The following is a 21,513-nucleotide window of genomic DNA, read 5'->3' on the forward strand; positions in this document are numbered from 1 at the left end:
TTCAATTGTTGTCGCGTACGCACAACCGTTAAAATTTGTTCTCCAATGCCTGGAACACATCTGCCAAATCGTCCATATCCAGTCCTGTTGCGCTGAAGTCGCTCGGTGTAAAATCCGAATCACGCTTATCGACACAATGGGAGACAAGACGGCCGAGGTGCTGCTCGTAAGCACTTACGAATCGCTGAATGGTAGATTCGTCATACTCTTCGCGGTCGTAACGGAAAGTCAGGACAAGTTCTCCGTCTTTGACGATTCCGTTAATATCGATTGTAAATGGACATTCAACGTTCGGACTGACCGTATGGCCGGATGGAAGATCGGACACGGTTAGCAAGTCCGATGATTGCCTTTGGTCGAATTGACCCAAATAATTGAAGCAGATTTCCGGCTCGATTTCTGGCAAATCATCTAAGGTAAGGTAACGCAGCATGCCGTATCCGATTCCTTTATCCGGAATGCCACGTAGACACTCTTTCACCGCTTTAATCAAGCCGGACAGTTCGTCCGAATGACTCTGCGCAGGCAGCAACACCGGATACATCGAAGTAAACCATCCAACCGTTCGATTTATATTCACTTCCTGGAACAACTCCTCGCGACCGTGGCCTTCGAGCTGAATCCATACATGGTCTTCTCCTGTCCATTCATTGACCGCCAGGCCGAGCGCAGCCAGCAGCAAGTCGTTAGTGTCCGTATGATAAGCCCTATTCGCCGCTGTAAGTAGCAACTCCGTCACATCAGCCTGAAAGGTTAGCGTCACAGCTTGCATATGATGTCCGCGCCGCCCGGTTAATGGACGGTCGACAGGCAGCGGCACGACAGGGCTCTGCGTGAATCCTCTCCAATATTCCGAGCTTTTGCGCATCCTGTCTGGCATGTTCGCATACGCCCGGATCCGTTCCGCCCAAAGCACGTATGAGTCGGTCTTTTCCGGCAAACGAATCGTCTCGTTCCGGGATAATTGCATATATCCGGTTTGGAAGTCCTCCATCAAAATGCGCCAAGAATAGCCGTCCACCACCAGGTGATGGATGACAAATAGCAGATAATCTTTGCGAGCCGTTTGGAACAACACGACCTTGCACAAAGGGCCCTCGCTCAGTTCCATCGACGACTGGTACCTGTCGGCCTCTTCGTCCATCCGGGCCGCGAGTTCTTCTTGCGGAACGTCACGGAAATCGTGAATGCGAAATTCGAAACTCCGCTCTCCGGAAAGCCCGCGATTGAACGGAATCCATTCGCCTTCCTTCTGGGCGAATGTCATACGCAAAGCGTCGTGGTGCTCGACCAGCTTGGCGGCGGCTTCTCTAACCCACTCAGGATTCAGCTCGCTAGCGGCCTGCATCAAGAGCGATTGGTTGAAATGATGGATATCCGTCGCATGCCGGTCGAAAAACCAATGTTGAATCGGAGCCAAAACCGCCGCTCCTTCGACAGGCCCTTGATCGACAGCGCGGGTATGTTGTCCGATCAGCGGGGATAAGAACCGGATCGTTGGCTTTTCAAACAGGTCTTTAACCTGCATGGCAAGCCCGATCGTCATCAACTGGGCACTTGCTTGTATGGCCTTAATTGAGTCGCCTCCCATGTGGAAGAAGTGATCGTCGATACCAATGCGTTCAAATCCTAGCACCTCCTGCCAGACGGCTGCCAACTGCCGCTCAAGCTCATTGCGCGGAGCGACATACGCCTCGCGCTCTACATTCTCCTCCGGCGCCGGGAGCGCCTTGCGGTTCAGCTTCCCATTCGGCGTCAACGGCATTGCTTCCAGTGCCACCAAGTATGCCGGCACCATGTAGGAGGGCAGCCGCTCCGCCAAATACGCTCTTACTTCACCGGCTTCCAGGTCGCCGTCGGCCACATAATATGCGCACAGATCCTTCAGCCCTGCCTCACCGGGCCTTACCGTAACCGCCGCTTCCCTGATCCGTTCGTGCCGCAGCAGCTGTGTCTCGATCTCTCCCGGCTCGATCCGATATCCTCGGATCTTCACCTGGTGGTCGATCCGGCCCAAATACTCTACTTCCCCGTTCGGCAGCCACCTTGCCAGATCGCCCGTCCGGTACATCCTCTCTCCTGGCGCAAACGGGTTATCCACGAACCTCTCCGCCGTCAGTTCCGGACGGTTCCAATACCCGCGCGCCAGGCCGACTCCGGCGATGTACAGCTCGCCCGACACCCCGACCGGCTGCAACCGCCGGTGGCCGTCCAGCACGTATAGCGAGATGTTGTCGATCGGTTGGCCAATTGGAATACGCGCCGACTCCTCCACGCATGAGCAGTTATGGTACGACACGTCCACCGTCGCCTCCGTCGGTCCGTACAGATTGACTAGTTCCGTCCCCCACGCATCCTTCAGCAAACGGCCGAATCGGCTCGCCTGCTTAGCCTGCAGCGCCTCCCCGCTCGCGAACACCCGGCGCAGCGTGCGCAGCCGCCCCGTATCCCCGGCTTCCTCGACATGCTCCAGAAACAGCTGCAGCATCGAAGGCACGAAGTGCATCACCGTTACCCGGTGCCTCTCCACGCATCGCGCAATCGACTCTGGATTTTTCTCCGCACCCGGCTCCGGGAACACCGCCGACGCTCCCTGCATGCCCCACCAGAACAACTCCCAGACCGACACGTCGAAGCTGAACGGCGTTTTTTGCATGATGACGTCATCCTCCGCCAGCGGGAAGCGCCTCTGCATCCACTGCAAGCGGTTGATTACCGAATGATGCTCGATCATCACGCCCTTGGGCTCGCCGGTGGAACCGGAGGTATAGATCACATAAGACAGATCATGCGGCCCCGACGTGGCGGATAGATCCTCACCATCCCCCGAGTACAGCGTCTCGTCCGCCAAGTCAAGCTGCTCGCCCGAGAATTGCCCCGGCGGCAGTTCCCGCTTGCAAGTGAGCAGCAGCTCCGCACCGCTGTCTCGGAGCAAATAAGCGATCCGTTCCTCGGGATATGCGGGATCGATCGGAACGTAGGCGCCGCCCGCTTTCAGGATGGCCAGAATGCCGACCATCATCTCCGGCGAGCGCTCCAGCAGAACGCCGACCAACCGGCCCGGCTTCACGCCTTTGTCCCGCAGCGTCCGGGCGAGCTGATTCGCCCGCTTGTTAAGCTCGCGGTAGGTCAGCCGCTCCATGCCGTCCGGGCCGAACACGGCCGCCATCCGCTCCGGCGTGCGCACCGCCTGCTCCTCGAACAGCCGGTGCAGTGTCAGATTACGATCGTACTCCGCTTCCGTCCGGTTGAAGGTGGCTTCGATTTGCTCTCTTTCCTCTACCGTAGTCATCTCGAACTCGCCCAGTTTTAACCCCGGATGAAGCACAGCTTGTTTGACAAGCTGTTCAAAATGCCGAGTCAATCTCTCAGCCGTCTCCTTCGCGAACAGTTTACCGGCATACTCCAATGTAAACCGTAGCGTCCGGCCTTCTTCCACCGCGTGAAGAGCAAGATCAAATTGCGCGGTCTGCGATTCCCGGCGAAGCGGTACGAGTCGAATGCCGTCAATTTTTGCAGCAATGAGGGATTCATTCATGTTGTTGTCGAACACGAACAAAACGTCAAACAAAGGATTTCGGCTCGTATCTCGTTCCAGCGCCAGCTTATCGATCAACCGGTCGAGCGGGTATGCCTGATGCTCCAAAGCGGCTAACGTGGATGCTTTGACCTGTCTCAAAAATTCCAGAAACGTTAGATCCGATGTCGGCCGAGCTCGCAATGCCAGCGTATTGACGAACATGCCGATGACATTTTCCGTCTCAAGACCGGGACGACCGGCTGTCGGTGAGCCTACGACGATATCTTGCTGGCCTGAATATTTGCTCAGAAGAAGTTGATAGACGGCCAAGAGAACCATATATAACGTGACGCCCGATCTCCGGGCCAACAGATTCAAATCGTGCAGCAAGTTCTCATCGAATGAGAAGAAGAGACTGCCGCCTTCGAAACTTTTGACAGACGAACGAGCATAATCGGTCGGCAACTGCAGCTTGGGCGGTTCCTCGGCGAACTGCTCAATCCAGTAAAGCTCATGTCTTCGCATTTGCTCGCTGTCCAGCTGCTTAAGCTGCCATTCGGAATAATCTTTGTATTGATATTCAAGAGTAGGAAGAGCATTTCCCTGCCCTTGGTAAAATGCCGCCACATCGCGGAACAGAACATTCATCGAAATCCCGTCCGAAACAATGTGGTGCATTTCAAGCTCAATCAAGTGCTTCTCTTCGGATTCCTTCCGCAATCGCACTCGCAACAAAGGAGCATGGCTGAGGTCGAACGGTTGAACGAATCGGTCGGCGAGAATGGTCGAATCGTCCGCCAGCAAGGGTAAATCGACGTTTTCATGTACGATCTGAACGACCTCGCCCTCCACCAAGGCAAAAGAGGTTCGGAGCGCTTCATGGCGGTGAATCAGCTTTTGGAATGCTTCTTCCAGCGCTTCGCGATCAATCCGTCCTTCCAGCAAAAAAGAACTGTTCAAATGGTATGCCGTGCTTGAAGGGTCGGTTTGCTGCAAAACATATTGCCGTTTCTGGGCCGATGATACGGGGTAATATGCTTTCCGTTCCGCCTTTGGAATGGACGGCTTGTCCCCTCTTTTAGCCTCGCCGATACGCTGCGATAATTCGTAAAGAGAATGGGCTTCGAAAATGTCTGTCAAGGGAAGCTCAACGCCCCATTCTTCCTGAATTTTGAACATCAGAAGCATCGCATGGAAGGATTGACCCCCCAATTCAAAAAAGTTGTCACCGGGATCAACCTCTTCGATCCCAAGCAGATCCCCCCAAATTGTTTTCAGTTTCCGTTCCATATCGTCTTGCAAACTTCCGGCAGTCGATTCCTGTTGCGATACCGTTCGCTCCAACTCTGCCAATGCCTGAAGGTTCATCGTCCCTGCCGGTGTCAACGGAAGGCGCTCCGTCACCCGAATACGTGCCGGGATCATAAAATCCGGCAGCAGTTCCTTCAAAGAACGCCGCAAGCCATCGACAGATTCCTTCACTCCTGCTCCAAGCGTCAGATAGGCGGCCATCACGGGATCCCTGCCTTTGGAGTCAGCCTTTGCGATTACCACTTCCTCCACCTGCGGCAACAGGGAAAATACTGTTTTAACATAAGCCGGATCAACACGATGGCCACGGACAGTCAACTGCTCCTTAAGCGTACCGATTTGCTCCAGCATACCCGTCGATAAATATCGTCCGATTCTGCCGGTCGCAATCAGACCGTCGGGTCTACCTCCCGCCGCCCCGGCTCCCCCCTCGCCGTTCAACCACGGCGCAGCGGCGTAAAGCTCGGCGTAAACGCCGACAGGAGCCGGTCTGCCGGAAGCCTCCAGAGGCAACATGACCGTATTAGCCAAGGGGAGACCGATCGGCAACGCGCTCAGCGGCCTGCGCTCCTCCTGTTCGTTCGCATCAAACACCGTCAGCACGGCCGGCAGTCCTGCAGGGCGAAATCCGAACCGCAGAGGCATTAGCCCCCCGCTCTTGCGGCAATAACGGCGCACCTGTTCGGCGAGAATGGGCTGATCGCCGATAACGGCGCAGCTGACCCGGATGGTCGCGCCTGCCTCGGAATCCCGTTCGTGCGTTTCCCGAATGATTTCCCGCCAGGCTGCCGCAGACAGAAACAGCAATGCCGCTTTGCTGTCCAATTCAAGCAGGACGTTTTCCGTAATCCGTACTTGCGCTCCCGACAACTTGCCCGCCAAGCTCAACGCGTATCGATCGACATTCGGCAGCTGACTGTCGATGATTACCTCCTGTCCGCTCGTTAGCTCGAATGCTTGGGCAAGCGCATGAGCATATTGTTCTGCCAAGTCAGAATCAGAAGCCTCTGCCGCTTCCGGATACCCGCCCAATGCCGTCGGGAAAATTGTTCCTTCATCAGGAGCGGCCAAGGTTACCAGCATGTGGACAACATCCGGCTCCTCTACAACGGTTTCGAGCAGCGAGCGGAATTGCCTCATCCAGCGTCTCACCGTGTCACGGCTGAAAAGGTCGGCATTGTAATCGAAATCGAATTGAAGCTCGCCGCCCGTTTCAACCGCGTTAAGGCTCAAGTCATGTTTCACATATCGGATCGGATAGACGGTGAAGGCCGTTTCCAAATCCGCGAATCGGGGCAGGTTCACGCTTCTGTCGAGATTAAAGGTCGCCTGTATTTCCGATGCCGGCTGCTGCTGGCGCTTGCTCATCTCCTTCACTAAATCCACCATCATATAATGCCGGTGCTTCATTCCATCCGAGAAATTCTGCTTCACTTCCTTCAAATGCTCTGCAAACGTTCCCTCCGGGGAAATACGGACTTCAAGGGTCAGCATGCTGGCGCACTGTCCTACCAGATGGCTGACGCCCATGTCCGATTGGCCCGCTGTAGGAATGCCGACGGAAAATTCGTTTTGTCCCGTCAAGCGGTGCAGAAAAAGTTGGTAGGCCCCTAGCAAGGTTACAAAAAGCGAACAGCCTTGCTTGCGGCTGAGGCTCTTCAACCGTTTCGTGAATACCTCGTCCACCCTTAAATGCTCCCGAGCCCCGGCATACGACTTGCCTGGAGGCGGCGGATAGTCGTTTGGCAACGCAAGCGAAGGAATCGAACGGGCGAACTTCTCTGACCAGTAACGAATAGCCTCGTCGCCCTCCTCCATCTTGTTTGACAGCCATTCCACATAATTACGGAAAGGAACAGCAGGGGGAAGCTCACCAATTTCGCCGCGGCACTCCGCCGTGTAGAACGTTTCCAGCTCATTTAGCATCACACCTGTCGACCAGCCGTCAGCAATCAAATGGTGAAGCACGATCACAAATCGGTGCCGTACATCCGAAACTTTGAGCATGTACATACGGAACAGCGGCTCAAGACCGATTGCAAACGGCCTTTCCGCTTCAATACGTAGCCACTCTTCAATCCGTCTATTCTGTTCCTCTTCCTCATCGTTGGTAAAATCGATCAGCGGGATTTCCATCGGCAGCGTCGATTCGGGAAGCATGCCACGCTCGTCCACTTGGATCGTGCGCAATATTTCATGCCGTTCCACAATCCGTTGCATGGACACTTGCATCGCGCCAAGATTTAGCGTTCCATGCAGCTCAAGCATGAGGTAATCGCAATGAGCGATCGATTGCTCTTCGCTATCCCGGGTCAGAAGCCAGAGATTTTGTTGGCTTTCCGTCATCGGAACAATCGCTTCCCGATGAAGATCCACCTTTGGGTCGCGCTTCGATTTAACCTCCGCTGGCGTCGCGGGCATCTCCGGAAAAAAACCGCCGGCTTGCATATCCTCCACGCTTTCGATGACCGCGCGGATAATCAGGTCGACATCCTCGTCCGTATGCGCAGTCGAAAGAAAACAATTTCTCCCTTCCCATACGTAGATGCCCTTATCGAGCAAATGGTAGAACAACAGTTCCAGATCTCCGTTCAGGACAAATCGGAAGAGAGAGCCAAAATGAACCATAGAAATCGGTATCCGCCGCTCTAAGAAATACTGATTAAGCGTGTCCGTCAGCCGTCTCGTCCGTTCGTTCAACCGCTCTTGTAACCGCGGCCCTTCCGCCCGTAAATGCTTGAGCATAGCTAGAATCGACGACATCGTCAAAGGATGATGACAGAAGGTTCCACCGACTAACGTGCGGTTGCTGCTGCTTGTTGGATAAGAAGCATCGCCATACTGCCACCATCCGCCGTCAATCGCATTTAAGAACCTGGACTTCCCCGCGACAATGCCAACTGGCAGGCCCGCTCCAATGACTTTGCCGTAAGTGGCAATATCCGCCTGCACGTCGAACCATTCCTGTGCGCCTCCCGGTCCTATCCGGAAGCCCGTGATGACCTCATCAAAGATCAGCGCCGTACCGTGCTTCTCCGTGATCGCACGCAGCTCCTGAAGAAATCGTCTCGGCTGCAAGTCGGGACGACGGCTCTGGACGGGTTCTACCAGAACGGCGGCAAGTTCGTTTGCATGGCGACTGATCACGTCCAGCGCCTCCGGATCGCCGTATTTAAGAACGAGCACATCGCCAACAAGATTATCGGTGATTCCGGGAGCCATAGGTACGGAGTTGCCGTCCCGTCCAGCCATATGCCGCCTTGCCAAAACCCCGTCGAACGTTCCGTGAAAGGCTCCTTCGAACAGCGCAATTTTGGACTTGCCCGTGACGGCCCTCGCTAACCGGAGCGCAACCATGACCGCTTCCGAGCCGGAATTAAAGAATGCGACGCGTTCGCAGCCGGTGAACTGCGCGATCTGATCGGCCACTTCTCCGGCGAGCGGGTTCATCGGCCCAATCGGCATGCCGTTGTCCAGCTCTACACGGACGGCATCGGTAATAAAGGCCGGAGCATGACCGAGCAAATATGCGCCGAAACCCATAGAAATATCCAAATATTCATGTTCGTCCATGTCCCATATCCGCGCACCTTGTGCCCGCTTAGCGATGACCGGGAAGATCATTTCTTTCCATGCCGGCCGGAAGCCGGCTACATTTCGATTATTGGCCAGCACATTGCGATATTTCTGCGTCAGTTTCTTGGTCAACTTGAACCGCTCGTCGAGACGACAGATTAGCTCTTCAATATGGAGCGTTTGCTTATTTGATAAATTCGTGTTTGCGAGCAAATTTAATTTTTGATACGGGATGAACACTTCTGGTTCCTGCGTCCGAGAGGCAAGAGAACCGTCATCAGAGGACAACCGTGCCTCCGAAACCGACGACGTTCGCGCCATCGCTTCTGCTCGCTTGGCCGAGTCTGCTTCCGGCTGATTGCTGGGCACACTGGACGACACTGGCATACCCAGAACTGCATTTCGATCCTCGCGCAGTAGCTCTAACTGTTTGCTCATAATGTCCAACTGCCGTGCGACCAGCCTTTCCATCTCTGATCTGGATCCCGGCCGCGTTACGGTCGCATGCTCGTGCATCGGCAAGTTTTCGTGATTGAAAGCAGAAGCTGCAGTCTGAACCGGGGTTTCCTGAGTCGCCGGCAATGCAGCAGTCGGTAGGGAAGATTCTTCCGGCACAAGTGCTGCCAAATATTCGGCCAGCGCCCCGGGTGTAGACAGCTCATCGTAAAACCGACTCAAAGATATTTCTATTCCATAGTGATCTTTCAATTTTTCGCTTATTTGAAAAAGAAGAATAGAATCAAGTCCAAGTTCAAAAAAGTTATCTTCGTCCCGGATTTCTTCTTCCGGGATGCCCGAAATTTCTTGCAGCGCCTGCTTCAGAAAATTCAAAAATTTTCGTTGATGCAAAGAGGCTCCGCCACCAATCGCAACGTTCATGACAGTCGTTTGCTCCTTTATCGGATTTTGTTGGGGCGTTATCGAAATCCAGCAGCGGGATCGCGCGAACGGATAGGAAGGCAGGGATACTTTCCGCCGCCGTTCTCCCGAGTAAAGCGCTTCCCACGGAATATCCGCTGACCTTACATACCAGTAGCCTAGCTCCGCCAAAAGCTGAGCACGCGAATTCCCATCCTGCTCGGACAGGCTGTACAGCTTTTCAACAGCGGCAGTAACGGGCCATCCTTCCTCCGGCTGCCGCCCCATCTCATTCGCGCCACAAAAAATACCTTCCGACGGGTAATCGACGGAAGGCCATTCCTTCAGCAGCTTGCCAAGCTTGGTCTGCAACTCCGAAACGTCATGTGCGTGAATGGCCAATCGAAAGGCGTAATGGCCTCGGCCAGTGCCAGCTGTATAACAAACATCTGCTAGATTTAGACACGGATTGTTTTGTAAGCACGCCAAATAGCGCTCAACCGTGTTTCGAAGCGCCTCCTCGGATTTGGCCGACAGCGGCAACAGATATCCTCCTGGTTTGTCCGTCCCGGTAGGTTCGGGTGTTTGCGCTTCTTCCAATACGACATGACAATTGGTCCCGCTAAGACCGAACGAGCTGACGCCTGCCCGTCGTGGTTGGCCGTTAGTCCTCCATGGAGTCAAGCGGTCGATAAAGTAGACCGGTGAATCCTCGAAACGTATTTCCCTATTCGATTTTTGAAAATGAAGAGATGCCGGAATTTCGCGGTGTTTAAGTGCCAGGATCGTTTTCACTAGTCCGAGCAACCCCGACGCATTGTCCAAATGTCCGAAATTGGTTTTGATCGAGCCGACCCCGCAAAACTGCCGGTTAGGTGTATAGCGCCGAAACGCATTTTGTATCGCTTCGATCTCAATTGGATCGCCCAATTTCGTACCCGTTCCATGCGCTTCAATGTAGGAGATGGTTTCTGGTTCCACACCAGCCGCTTTCCAAGCCCGAACAATCACTTCTTCTTGAGCAAGTCCATTCGGAGCTGTTAATCCGATCGAATTGCCATCCTGATTAATGGCGCTGCCTTTAATGACCGCATGAATTTGGTCGCCATCACGTACCGCCTTATGGAGCGGTTTCAGCAAAACGGCGATTATCCCTTCACCGCTGCCGGTTCCATCGGAGAAATCGTCAAACGACTTCGTTTTTCCATCCGAGGATTGAATACCGATGTCGAATTGATTCAACAGTCTCATATAGTTAATCCGAATGCCGCCTACTAGCGCTTGCTCGCATTCTCCGTTTCGTATGGACTGACAAGCGGTATGCAAGGCGACCAAGGAAGAGGAACAAGTCGTATCGATAGCGAGAGACGGACCGCGCAAGTCAAGCATATGCGAGATGCGGCTCGCCACGATTGGACTCAAGTTGCCGGACACAGACATCGAGAGAGAGGAAGGTTCGACATCTTGGATAAATCGAACGTATTCAAAAAGCGTATCGGAGCTGTAGCCGATATATACGCCGGTTCGACTTCCCGACAATTTGTTTCCCCCGTAACCTGCTTCTTCGATCGTCTCCCACGCGGCTTCTAAAAACAGCCGTTGGGCTGGACTCATGAGGCTAGCTTCCTTTGGAGTCAGTCGAAAAAATTTGTAATCAAATTTGTCGATTTCCTCAAGGTATGCTCCAAGGGAATAGTCCGTATCCGGCCTCAATTGGTTCATGTATGCCAAATAACGGTCGGTATCGGCACGTCGGTATGCTGGAAATCGGCCAATGCTGTCGATCCCATATTTAAGATTGTGCCAAAGCTGCTCCAAAGTGGGCGCCATCGGCAGTTTGACTGCCATACCAATCACTGCAATTTCGTTCACATCTGTCGACTTGGCTTGCTTTAGACGCGTCAACAGCTCAACGCCGGCGTTCCGCTCAAATTTTCCAGATGCAATCTGCTCGAAAATAAATGCTGATGTGTCCATCATGTTTGTACCTCGAGTAAGTGATATTCTTTCACGACCTGCTCCAAGCTCATTTTCCCCTGCTCCATTTGTTCCACCAAACGAAGGATGCTTTCTCGCATTTCCTCCGGTTTGTCCTCCCCTATCGATTGCTGCGAAGCCAAAAATGCAGCAAGCTTGGCAATCGTTGGGTAAGCAAACAAATCGGATATCCGGATGCCACCGGCATACTCTTCCTCCAACAAGGCATGAACCTTTGTTATCAGAATCGAATCGCCTCCGATTTCAAAAAAGTTGTCGACTACGTTTAGCTCGTCAAATCCCAGCACCTCCTGCCAGACCGATGCGACCTTCTTTTCGATCTCGACTGTTTCCGGATTTGTCGTGCCTTTTAGCCTGACGCTGTTTCTATTGGCGGACGGACGTGCGCCCGGCTGCAACCCGGCCTTCGGCAAAGAAGCGCACAAGTCCTCCGATAACTTTAGCGGAAGGTAATCTCCTAGTCGGAATAAGCTGCTCTGATCGTTGAGTCTGCCAACAATTACGCGATCGATGCGACTGGAGAGAATCCTGTCCAATGCCATCAACGCCTCGTCCGGCTTCAGGAAACGGAACAGCTCCTTCTCTTCATGGAAGCCCTCTCCCTGCCTTTCCTGATCTATCCAATACGGCCAATTAACAGTAATCGCTTTCCTTCCGCGACGACGGGCAAAAGCGGAGAACGAATCCAAATAAGCGTTGGCCGCTGTGTAGCTACCACTGCCGACAGAACCGATTAAGGTAATGACGGAAGAGAAAAACAGCGAGAAATCCAGTTCATCTTGCTCTGTCGCACGCGCCAGATTCCAAGTGCCTTGCACTTTGGGCGCCATTACAGCTTCATAACTAATGCGACTATCTTCACGGATCGGCATGCCGGACATACCGACGCCAATGCCCGCACAGTGAATCAATCCGGTAATGTTGCCGTATTGTGCCCTTACGTCAGCAAGCACTTTTTCTAGTTGCTCATAATCGGTAATATCCGCTGCGAATGCATGTACGTGCGAGCCCAGAGCTTCAATAGCCTGAATCGCACTAATTTGTTTGCATCGTTTTACATCGTTACCTTTCGAAAGGAGCTTCTCCCACTCCGAACGAAGCGGGATAGGGAAACGATTGATCAAAACCAAATGCACGTTATTTTTGGAAGCCAAGTGCCGGGCCATTTTCAAGCCTAAATTTCCAAGCCCCCCGGTTATGACATATACGCCGTTTTCTCGGATTTCTATTTCCTCAATCGCCTGTTGGTTGTCTGCAAGTGCCGCCAATCGCTCCACGAATCGTTCGCCGGAACGATAGGCAACTTGGAACTCTGATTCATCAGATTCCATTTCGTTTGCCAATTGAGAGATGGAAGTCGCCATATCGATGTCGATACAACGACACTGTAACATCGGTTCTTCCCATCGAATGACCTTCCCCAGTCCAAACAGTGCTGTGTGATGCGGATGCAAATACTGCTGCTTTTCGTGTACGTGCTGCGCATAGGAAGACAATATTACCAGCTCCACCTGATGTCCCAAAGCAGACAAAGATAATGCCTTGGAGAGATGAAGCAGACTATAAAATCCCAATTCCTGTGCTTGTTGCAAATCTTCCAGACTTTCTATTTCATGTTCGGGATTCAGGGTCATGGCATGTATGACGCGTCCAAGTTTCGACAGCAGCATGCTTTCCATTAATTTGCTGTAATCCTTTTCGTCATGTCCGATTACAAACTGATCGGCATCAATTTGGCAAAATTGATCCCCTACCCGAACCTCAATGATGCGTTCGTTCTTTGAACGTAAAAAATCGATCAATTCCGTTGCCTTCAAAGAGTTGTCATGCAAAATAAGGGTTATGCCAAACGGAATGTCTTTTTTTCGATAGGTAGCAGCGCTCTTTTGCCAACGGGTTTCAAAATAGAAGGGCTCTTGCGTTTCTGGAATTTCCAGCCAACAGCGGTTTCGTTCAAATGGGTATGTCGGTAACGGGATACGCTTGTTTGATTTTCCTTCATACAAAAATCCCCAATCAATATCTGCTCCTTCTACGTAATTTCTGCAGGCATTTCCCAGATCCGCTTTAACCATTTGTTTTTCCGCTTGAGAGCTCAACCTGCACTCCCCGTAAAAAATGCTTTCCCCTCCCATTGTTTTCAGGCTGTCCTGTGTGCTCGTTAGTTGCAATTTGCTCCTTAACTCTTCTATGTTTTCAGCAACTAGCGCCAATCTGTATTCCCAGTGGCTCCGGCCTGTATTGACCGTAAAACAGAGATCCGCAAGCGAAATGTCCGGACGCTGTGTCAATAAAGTCTGATAGTTTAGGATCCCTCTCCGCAAGGATGTCAGACTACGGGCAGACAGCGTAAAAATCTGCTTGCCATGTTCCGTTGCGTTTGGCTTGCTGGGCGGTGCTTCCTCCAAGACGATGTGACAGTTCGTCCCGCTAATTGCGAAAGAGCTGACCCCGCATCTACGCACACCTTCCGACTCCCATTCCGTTAAACGATCATTGACATAAACGGGAGAGTCCTCAAAAGCAATGTTACGATTCGTTCTTCGGACATGCAGTGTCGGAGGCAATTTTTTGTGTTGCAGCGCTAAAACAGCTTTGATTAGGCCGGCAATTCCCGCCGAATTATCCAGATGACCTATATTGGACTTGACCGCGCTCACAGCGCAAAATTGCTTGCGGTCAGTGTACCGGGAAAAAGCTCGTCGGATACCTTCAATTTCGATGGGATCACCCAATTTCGTACCCGTGCCGTGCGTCTCAATATACGAAATCGTGGCTGGATCAACATCTGCGTCGCGCCAAGCACGAACGATCACATCTTCCTGAGCTGCCGTATTCGGCGCAGTCAGGCTGATGGAGTTGCCGTCTTGATTAATCGCGCTCCCTTTAATAACCGCATAAATCACATCACGGTCATTCATTGCTTTATACAACGGTTTTAGCAGAATGGCCGCTACCCCTTCCCCCGTGCCGGTTCCATCTGAACTTTCGTCAAACGTACGCGTTCGATTGTTCGAAGACTCGATGCCGACTTTCGTTTGACGAATGGGAATAATATGGGTTTGAACCCCGCCTGCCAATGCCATATCGCACTCATTGTTCCTGATCGATTGACAGGCGAGGTGAACGGACACCAAAGAGGAAGAACAACTGGTGTCGATTAACATGCTCGGCCCATGCAAGTTCAATAAGTAAGAAATACGGCTCGGCAGCATCGAATTAAGATTCCCCGTCATCGCGGCAGTCAAATCGGAGGCATCCACTTCGGCGACCATCCGTTTGTACTCCGCTTCCGAACTAAAACCTACAAATACGCCGGTTCGCGACCCTTTCAATCGGTCTCCTCCATATCCGGCATCTTCAATCGCTGACCAGGCAGTTTGCAAAAATAAGCGTTGATTTGGATCCATAAACTGGGCCTCTTTCGGGGACAATCGAAAGAAGCCATAGTCGAATTTGTCCAACTCTTCTAGAAATCCCGCTTCTCCCTTCAATAGATCAACTTCGTCAATCGGCAAACCTTTGAATGAAAAATAACGTTGTATGTCCGCTAACCTAGCTTGCGGAAGTTTTTTCATGCAGTCCAAACCGTTGCTCAGATTTCCCCAAAACTGTTCTGTTCCATTGGCTGACGGGAATTGGAGAGCAATGCCGATTATTGCAATGTCTCGTTGATTGATTTTTCTTATCGACTGCGTTGCAGCCACTGTCGGATCCAAATTTGCGCTGCCAAGTTGCAACCGTTTTTTTAACACAGATCATTGCTCCTTTCTAGAGGTGAATGGAACAGAAACATTACCTTGCCTGAGCAGATAACTGATTCACAAGAAGGTGGAGATTGGTTGCGTACTGTTGAATGAGCTCTTCAACCTTCTCGTCCCTTAACTTGTTCTTTTTGTATTCGATCGTGAAAACGACCTCTTCATTCTCCTCGGAGAACCCCAACAGAAGATCAAATACATGAAACAGATTGGTCGGAACGGTTAAGCGATCCTTCCTGTATAGGAATAATAAGATTCCTTTGCCGTCCAATGTCTTGATACAACGATCAAGCTCATCCAGCGGGTATCCTGCCGCAACGTCTCCCGCTTTGCGGTCAACTTCGCGGAACAGGGAGCTAAAATCTTCTATATACTCCAGGTGAATATCGACCTGTACGCTTGTATTGAAAGATCGAATCATTGTTTCCAGCGTAACGCTCGTTTCATTCGTCATTTCCGACAACTGATGCATCAGCATAGAGACAAGAATGACGTCAACCTTCGTATTTTCCCTTAAGGCTATCTCTTGTAAAGAATCATACAATGTTCGATCTAGCACCCATTCATAACCGCTTGTTTGTATGCCCATATCTGTCAGCGTTTCGCCTGGGAAACGAAGCTCTTGCAATTTTCTTGGCTCAGTCTCTGTCTCTTTCCGCTTTCGGGCTATGAACTCAGCCAGATCAAACACGTTCGTATGGGTAAAAAGATCCGTAATTTCGATGTCTCCGGGAAATTTTTTATCCAATTTCGAATGAAGACGCATCAGTAAAATAGAGTTGCCGCCAAGATCAAAGAAATTGTCGTAAATTCCAATAACGTCTAAACTAAGCACCTCGCGCCAAATTGCTGCCACCTGCACTTGAATTTCATTATTTGGCAGCTCAACCCGTCGATGTTCCTGTACATACTCGATCGGATCCGGCAATTGTTTAATGTCCACTTTGCGGCTTGAATTCAGCGGCAATGTGTCGATGGGAACAAAATGCGACGGTATCATATACGAAGGCAAATAGCCCGAGCAAAATAACTTCCATTCCGACGAAAACTTTTCATGACCCGAATCAGCATTCGTTTCATAAACCAGATACGCACAGAGGTGGTCTTCTCGTGCGACGACTACAGCCTCACGAACTGCAGGATGCTTGCGCAGAATTGCTTCTACCTCTCCTAACTCGATCCGAAATCCTCGGATATTTACTTGCCGATCCGCTCGGCCCATTAACTGCACATTGCCATCAGGCATATAGAGTGCGAGATCGCCGGTTCGAAACATTTTTTCTCCAGGCCTAAAGGGATCGGGAACGAACTTTTCGGCACTCAGTTGCGGCTGATTTATATATCCTCTTGCAATTCCTGTACCTGAAATACACAATTCTCCTACGACTCCAACTGGCATAAGCTCGAGATTTCGATCCAAAATGTAGGCGTATTTGTTTTGGAAAGCCCGGCCAATCAGGACAGGGTCAGGGATCTTCATGTTTTGTTCATGCATCCAGGTTAGCGCTGCATTAGTCACCTCCGTCGTACCATACGCATTGATGTATGTTCGATCCACTCCCCAGACTTCAACCAATTCATGCGTTATTTCCGAGCCGGCTGTTATTAACCGTTTCAGCAAGGGAAAGTTGGCCGGGTCAAGTTCGCTAAGATAAGTTGGAGCCATTGTAACTGTCGTAATCTCGTTATCCCGAAAGTAGCTGGTGAATTTATTTTTGTCAGCTATCAGTTCAGGAGTTAATAGATAAAGTGTAGCCCCTGTAAGCAAACCCATAAAAACTTCCCAGATCGTAGCACTAAAAGCGAAGCTAGCGAATTGAGCGATGCGATCGTGCTCGTTTATTTTCAAATCATTCTGAAAGTACGATTGAACATTCGCAATCCCATGGTGTTCGATCATGACGCCTTTGGGATTGCCGGTGGAACCGGAAGTGTAATAAATGACAGCCAAATCATTGGGACTTGCTATTGTCGGAAGACCGCTTGAATCATTTGCATATACCGCCGGATCTTCCATATCAAGCACGAGTCCGGTAAAATCAAGCTTATCTTTCCATTGGCTTTTCATAAGGACCATTGTCGCATCGCTGTCTTCCAGCATAAACCGAACGCGCTCCGCAGGAGTATTCGGATCGATAGGAAGATAAGCGCCGCCAGCTTTTAAGACGGCAACAATTGCAACAATCATTTCCAAACTTTTATCAAGTAGCAAAGCTATCACTTGATTGGTCTTCAAGCCGTTCGACCTCAGCGTGCGTGCCAACCGGTTCGCTATGTCGTTTAATTGTTGAAAAGTATAGCTTTGTTCATTCAAAACTACGGCAACGTGATCGGGAGATTTAGCAACTTGCTGTTCAAACAGCTCGGAGACGGAAGACGCTTTGGAAAACGACGTCTCGGTTGAATTCCATTCCACGAGAATTTTTTGGCGTTCTTCTTTCGATAACATTTCTAAATGGGCAACGTTGGTATCTCCGTTAGCAGCGATATTCGTTAATATTTGGATAAAATGGGACGCAAAAAGCTCGATCGAATTTCTATCAAACAATTCATTGTCGTAGTTTATTTCCATTTCCATCCCATCAAATGGATATACTCCTAAAGCCAAAGGATAATTAATACTCTTGTTGATAGAGGATAGTTCAAGTTTTAAACCCGACTCATGGCGAGAGAGCATCTGATCGACCGGATAATTTTCGATAACTACGATAGAATCGAACAATTGTTCATGTTTCCCGATTTCATGAAGAGCGTTGACGACGCTAAGCGGTGTCGATTCAAACTCCTCGCGCTCCACAAGAAATTGGTTTACGCGCTTTACCAGTTGGCTTACCGAATCGTTTGCTTCCGTCCGAACCCGCAGCGGCAAGGTGTTGGTAAATAAACCAACCATTTTGTCGATTCCCGCTACATTCGCCTTACGCCCGGCAACTGTAGATCCGAATAACACATCATCGGTATTGTTGTAGCGCTGCAAAACTAAACCCCATGCCGTGTATATTAAAGCTGCTAGCGTGACTTCATTTTCAATCGCAAACTTATGTAGTTGCTCTTGTTGGTCAGACGTAAGCTTGCGAATGAAAACATGATTTTCCTTCAGGCTCGCATTCAATCCCTGAATATGCTTGCGAACGGCCGGCAATGGCGTTTTGTTGTCAAATCCCTCCAGATATTTTTTCCAAAACGTCTTCTGGTGCGATATCTCCTGATTTTTATGCCAGAGGATATAGCTTTTATAAGAGGACTTGACCGGTATTTGCGTTTCGCCATGTACCAACAGTTCCCGGTAGGCTTGAAAAAACTCCTTCAGCAATATGCTGGTACTCCAGCCATCAAACAAAATGTGGTGATAGCTTATGATCATTTCCTGTTCGGTATCGGAGAGCTTGCATACCGTCAATCGAAAAGCGGAGCCTCGAATATCGATGCCCCGCTTCCTATCTTCAGCCTTGATCTCTTCAATTAACACACTTTGACGATGAGCAGACTCCTTCGTGAGGTCGTATTCAGCAAAAGGGATAATGTACTTTTTAAGTATGATCTGCACCGGAGATTCCATCTTCTCCCACCGAAAACAGGTACGCAGCATCTGATTGGCTTCCATTACATTCTGCCAAGCTCTTTTCACGATCTCCACTTGACCGAATCCGGACAATCGGAATGAAAGTTGCTCAAAATAAGCCTTCGGATCTCTCAAATAATGAAAGAGTATCCCTTGCTGCTGAGGGCTTAAAGCCAAAATATCTTCTACGTTTGCTTTGTCGATAGGATGATTTGTGCTCATCATGAATCGCTCCTTTTCTCCCCTCTCCACTCTAACCGCAATTCCTGCTGTTCTTTTATGGCACGAAAACCGGCTTTGCTGTACAAGTTGCATGCGCTAGAACTTGAGCGAGCCACATTCAGGTATACACCCGAAAACCCTCCTTCTTTTAGATGATGAAGACCAACCGCAACCAGTGCATCGGCCAATCCCTGTCTTCTCCATTCCGGCAGTACGAAAACATCGTCTATATACCCATGAGTCGGGCTGTCTGAACGAAACATTATCAGTCCGGCCACTTCATTTACCTCTGTAAAAATAGCATAAGTTGTCCAGCCTGGAATCGCCATGATTCCTTCAAGCTTCTCAAGCGTTGGCGATTCGTCAGGGAACGCTAATTTGTTGAGTTCCAGAAACTTTTTCTTCTCTTCGGCCGTTTCCATTTTCCATTCGCGCAAAACAAGCCCGTTGAGCAATGGGGCATCCGGAATCGGCAACCGCAAATCCCGTTCCATGAGAAAATAACTTTCCACGCGCTGGAACCCTCTTGCGCTAATGTCCTCGATCATTTCTTCCAATGCAGAATAGTGCTGAACGCATAGTTCCGTCTTGCGATCGGGGTATCCTTTAAGCAGTTCAGCGGTTCGATTACATAGAGCTGCAAAGAGTGCATCGCGTACGCTTGCAGGCTGTTTAGCATCAACCGACACATTAAAGTCCAAATAAATGGTATGTGGAACTTGAGACGGGTCGTTCTCATATGCTGGGCGCGGGATAATGTGCCCGTAGCCTGCCAACTTGTCCGATTCGAAGGCTATAAAAATGTTATCTTTTTTTAGCTCCGGGTTGTGTTCATACATCCACGTAGCCCAGCTCGGGAAATCTGGATAACGCTCTTTTGTCTCCCTCTCAATTGATGCCATTTCATTTAAAAACAAAGGATCGTAGCTCGAAACGGTAATCTTGCTCAATGCATTAGCCTCCCTAATGATCATCTCATCTCGTATTCCACTTACTGGTTAATACCATCTTTGACCAGTAAAATATCTTCCATTATCAGTGCGTCTAAGGCCCCGGACATATAGGTGCGAATCGCATCATAAGGCGAGTTTACCATCGGTTCGCCTCTCAAGTTGAACGAGGTGTTCAGCACCATCGGAATACCGGTTTTCGCCCGGAAGCGGGTAATTAGTTGATGGTAACGAGCATTGGTTTCCTTCGTGACCGTCTGCGGGCGGGAAGACCCGTCGACATGTACAACCCCTCCGATTTGGCTCCGTTTGTCCGGCTTTACATAAACGGATTGCAGCATATATGGGGAAGGACTCATTAGCTCAAAAAAGTCTGCGGCCTCTTCTTCCAGTACGGAAGGACCAAAAGGCCGAAACCCTTCACGAAATTTCACATTACGATTCATATGATTTTGAATGTCTGGAACCGAAGGGTTGGCCAGCATGCTTCGGTTGCCCAGCGCACGCGGTCCGTATTCGGAACGGCCTTGAAACCACCCAACCGTGCGACCCTCGGCCAGAAGATCGCTTGCCAGTTCGGCCGCATCGTCGGCAGTCCGATATTTTAGTCCCAAGTGGTTCAATGTCGCCCGGATCTGATCGTTCGTGAATGACGGTCCGGAATAATTGCCCGAGAGCTTCTCAATCGTGAAGCCAAGACGCGCCGCAATCTCCGCCGCCGCTCCAATTGCCGCACCCGCATCGTTCGCGGCAGGCTGTATGAACAAATCATCGACCAAGCCGGAACGCCTCAACTTGCCGTTGGCTACGCAGTTCAGCGCCACTCCCCCGGCAAGGCAAAGATTGCGGGAACCGGTCCGGTCCACGAGCGCTCTTGCGAGGCTCAGATAACACTCCTCGAGCTTGCGTTGTGCAGAGGCTGCAAGGTTCCGATGAGTGGAATCGAATTCCAAATGTTCTGAAATCCGATATGTAATCGGATTGTAGCGCCTAACCCCTTTATTCGGTATGACGCCGAGACGAAACATTTCGCGTTTCCATACGTTCTCCACTTTCGTCATATGAAGGGAGTGGTCGATTTTCATGGAATAACCCTTCACAGGATCGGTTGCGATACGTGGAAAATCGTAGATCGCCTCACCGAAGGAAGCCAGACCCATTGTTTTGCCCGGATCGTTCCAGTCGAATCCAACGTATTCCGTCACCGTCGCGTAGAACTCGCCCAGCGATTCGTTGTGATGGATCGAATCCAGCTTCTTCAAGCGCCCGTCTATTCCGTGATAGAGAGTCGTGCTGCAATCTTCGCCGGCGCCATCGGCCACAAGGACGCCTGCCTCGCCAAAAGGCGAAAAATAATAGGCGCTGGCCGCATGCGCTAAATGATGATCTACGACCTCCACCTTAGGCAATTTATTGTGGGGAAACTTGCTCTTCGGAAATAGACTCTCGACATCGTCAAAAACATCGGGCAGCGGAATCTTCGTCTCAGGAATCAACGACTTATCCCAGCTAAGCGCGATATAGTCCACATGATCCAACGTAATGCCCTCCTGATTCAAACAATGCTCGATTGCCAAATAAGGCATTTGTCCACCAGGCGAGTGAGGTATGCGCGACAAACGTTCTTCTTCGACCATGACGACAATGCGGCCCTCCTTCATGAGGCATGCCGCCGCATCGTGTCCCAACGGACCGGTAATTCCCAATATATACATATGCGTCCTCCAAACCTTTTTTTATGCCTCAACGGCAATC

5 protein-coding genes are annotated in these 21,513 nt (G+C 50.8%); all 5 read right to left on the minus strand.

The window, feature by feature from the left end:
* Nucleotides 1-28: 28 nt before the first annotated feature.
* From RQP50_RS12605 to RQP50_RS12625, 5 genes are read right to left on the minus strand one after another with little or no spacing between them, the layout of a single operon-like run.
* Nucleotides 29-11,245, minus strand: a complete 11,217-nt coding sequence (locus RQP50_RS12605; RefSeq protein WP_315745654.1) for a non-ribosomal peptide synthetase — start codon at nt 11,243-11,245, stop codon at nt 29-31.
* A complete protein-coding gene (locus RQP50_RS12610) occupies nt 11,242-15,018 on the minus strand; it encodes a type I polyketide synthase (protein WP_072732151.1) in 3,777 nt (1,258 codons plus the stop codon). Before RQP50_RS12610 ends, RQP50_RS12605 begins: the two co-directional genes overlap by 4 nt.
* Before the next feature lie 40 nt (nt 15,019-15,058).
* A complete protein-coding gene (locus RQP50_RS12615; protein ID WP_175560832.1) occupies nt 15,059-18,811 on the minus strand; it encodes a non-ribosomal peptide synthetase in 3,753 nt (1,250 codons plus the stop codon).
* A complete protein-coding gene (locus RQP50_RS12620; RefSeq protein WP_072732149.1) occupies nt 18,808-19,758 on the minus strand; it encodes a GNAT family N-acetyltransferase in 951 nt (316 codons plus the stop codon). The genes RQP50_RS12615 and RQP50_RS12620 overlap by 4 nt, the downstream gene beginning before the upstream one ends.
* 41 nt (nt 19,759-19,799) lie before the next feature.
* Nucleotides 19,800-21,473, minus strand: coding sequence for a carbamoyltransferase family protein (locus RQP50_RS12625; protein ID WP_072732148.1), 1,674 nt, complete (start codon nt 21,471-21,473; stop codon nt 19,800-19,802).
* Between the last annotated feature and the right edge of the window lie 40 nt (nt 21,474-21,513).

Origin of the sequence: Paenibacillus suaedae (assembly GCF_032337355.1) — a bacterium.
GTDB classification, from domain to species: Bacteria; Bacillota; Bacilli; order Paenibacillales; family Paenibacillaceae; genus Paenibacillus_B; species Paenibacillus_B suaedae.

Coding starts and splice junctions, on each gene's coding strand:
- RQP50_RS12615 (WP_175560832.1), bottom strand. CDS start 18,811: ATGATGAGCACAAATCATCCTATCGACAAAGCAAACGTAGAAGATATT.
- RQP50_RS12605 (WP_315745654.1), bottom strand. CDS start 11,245: ATGATGGACACATCAGCATTTATTTTCGAGCAGATTGCATCTGGAAAA.
- RQP50_RS12625 (WP_072732148.1), bottom strand. CDS start 21,473: ATGTATATATTGGGAATTACCGGTCCGTTGGGACACGATGCGGCGGCA.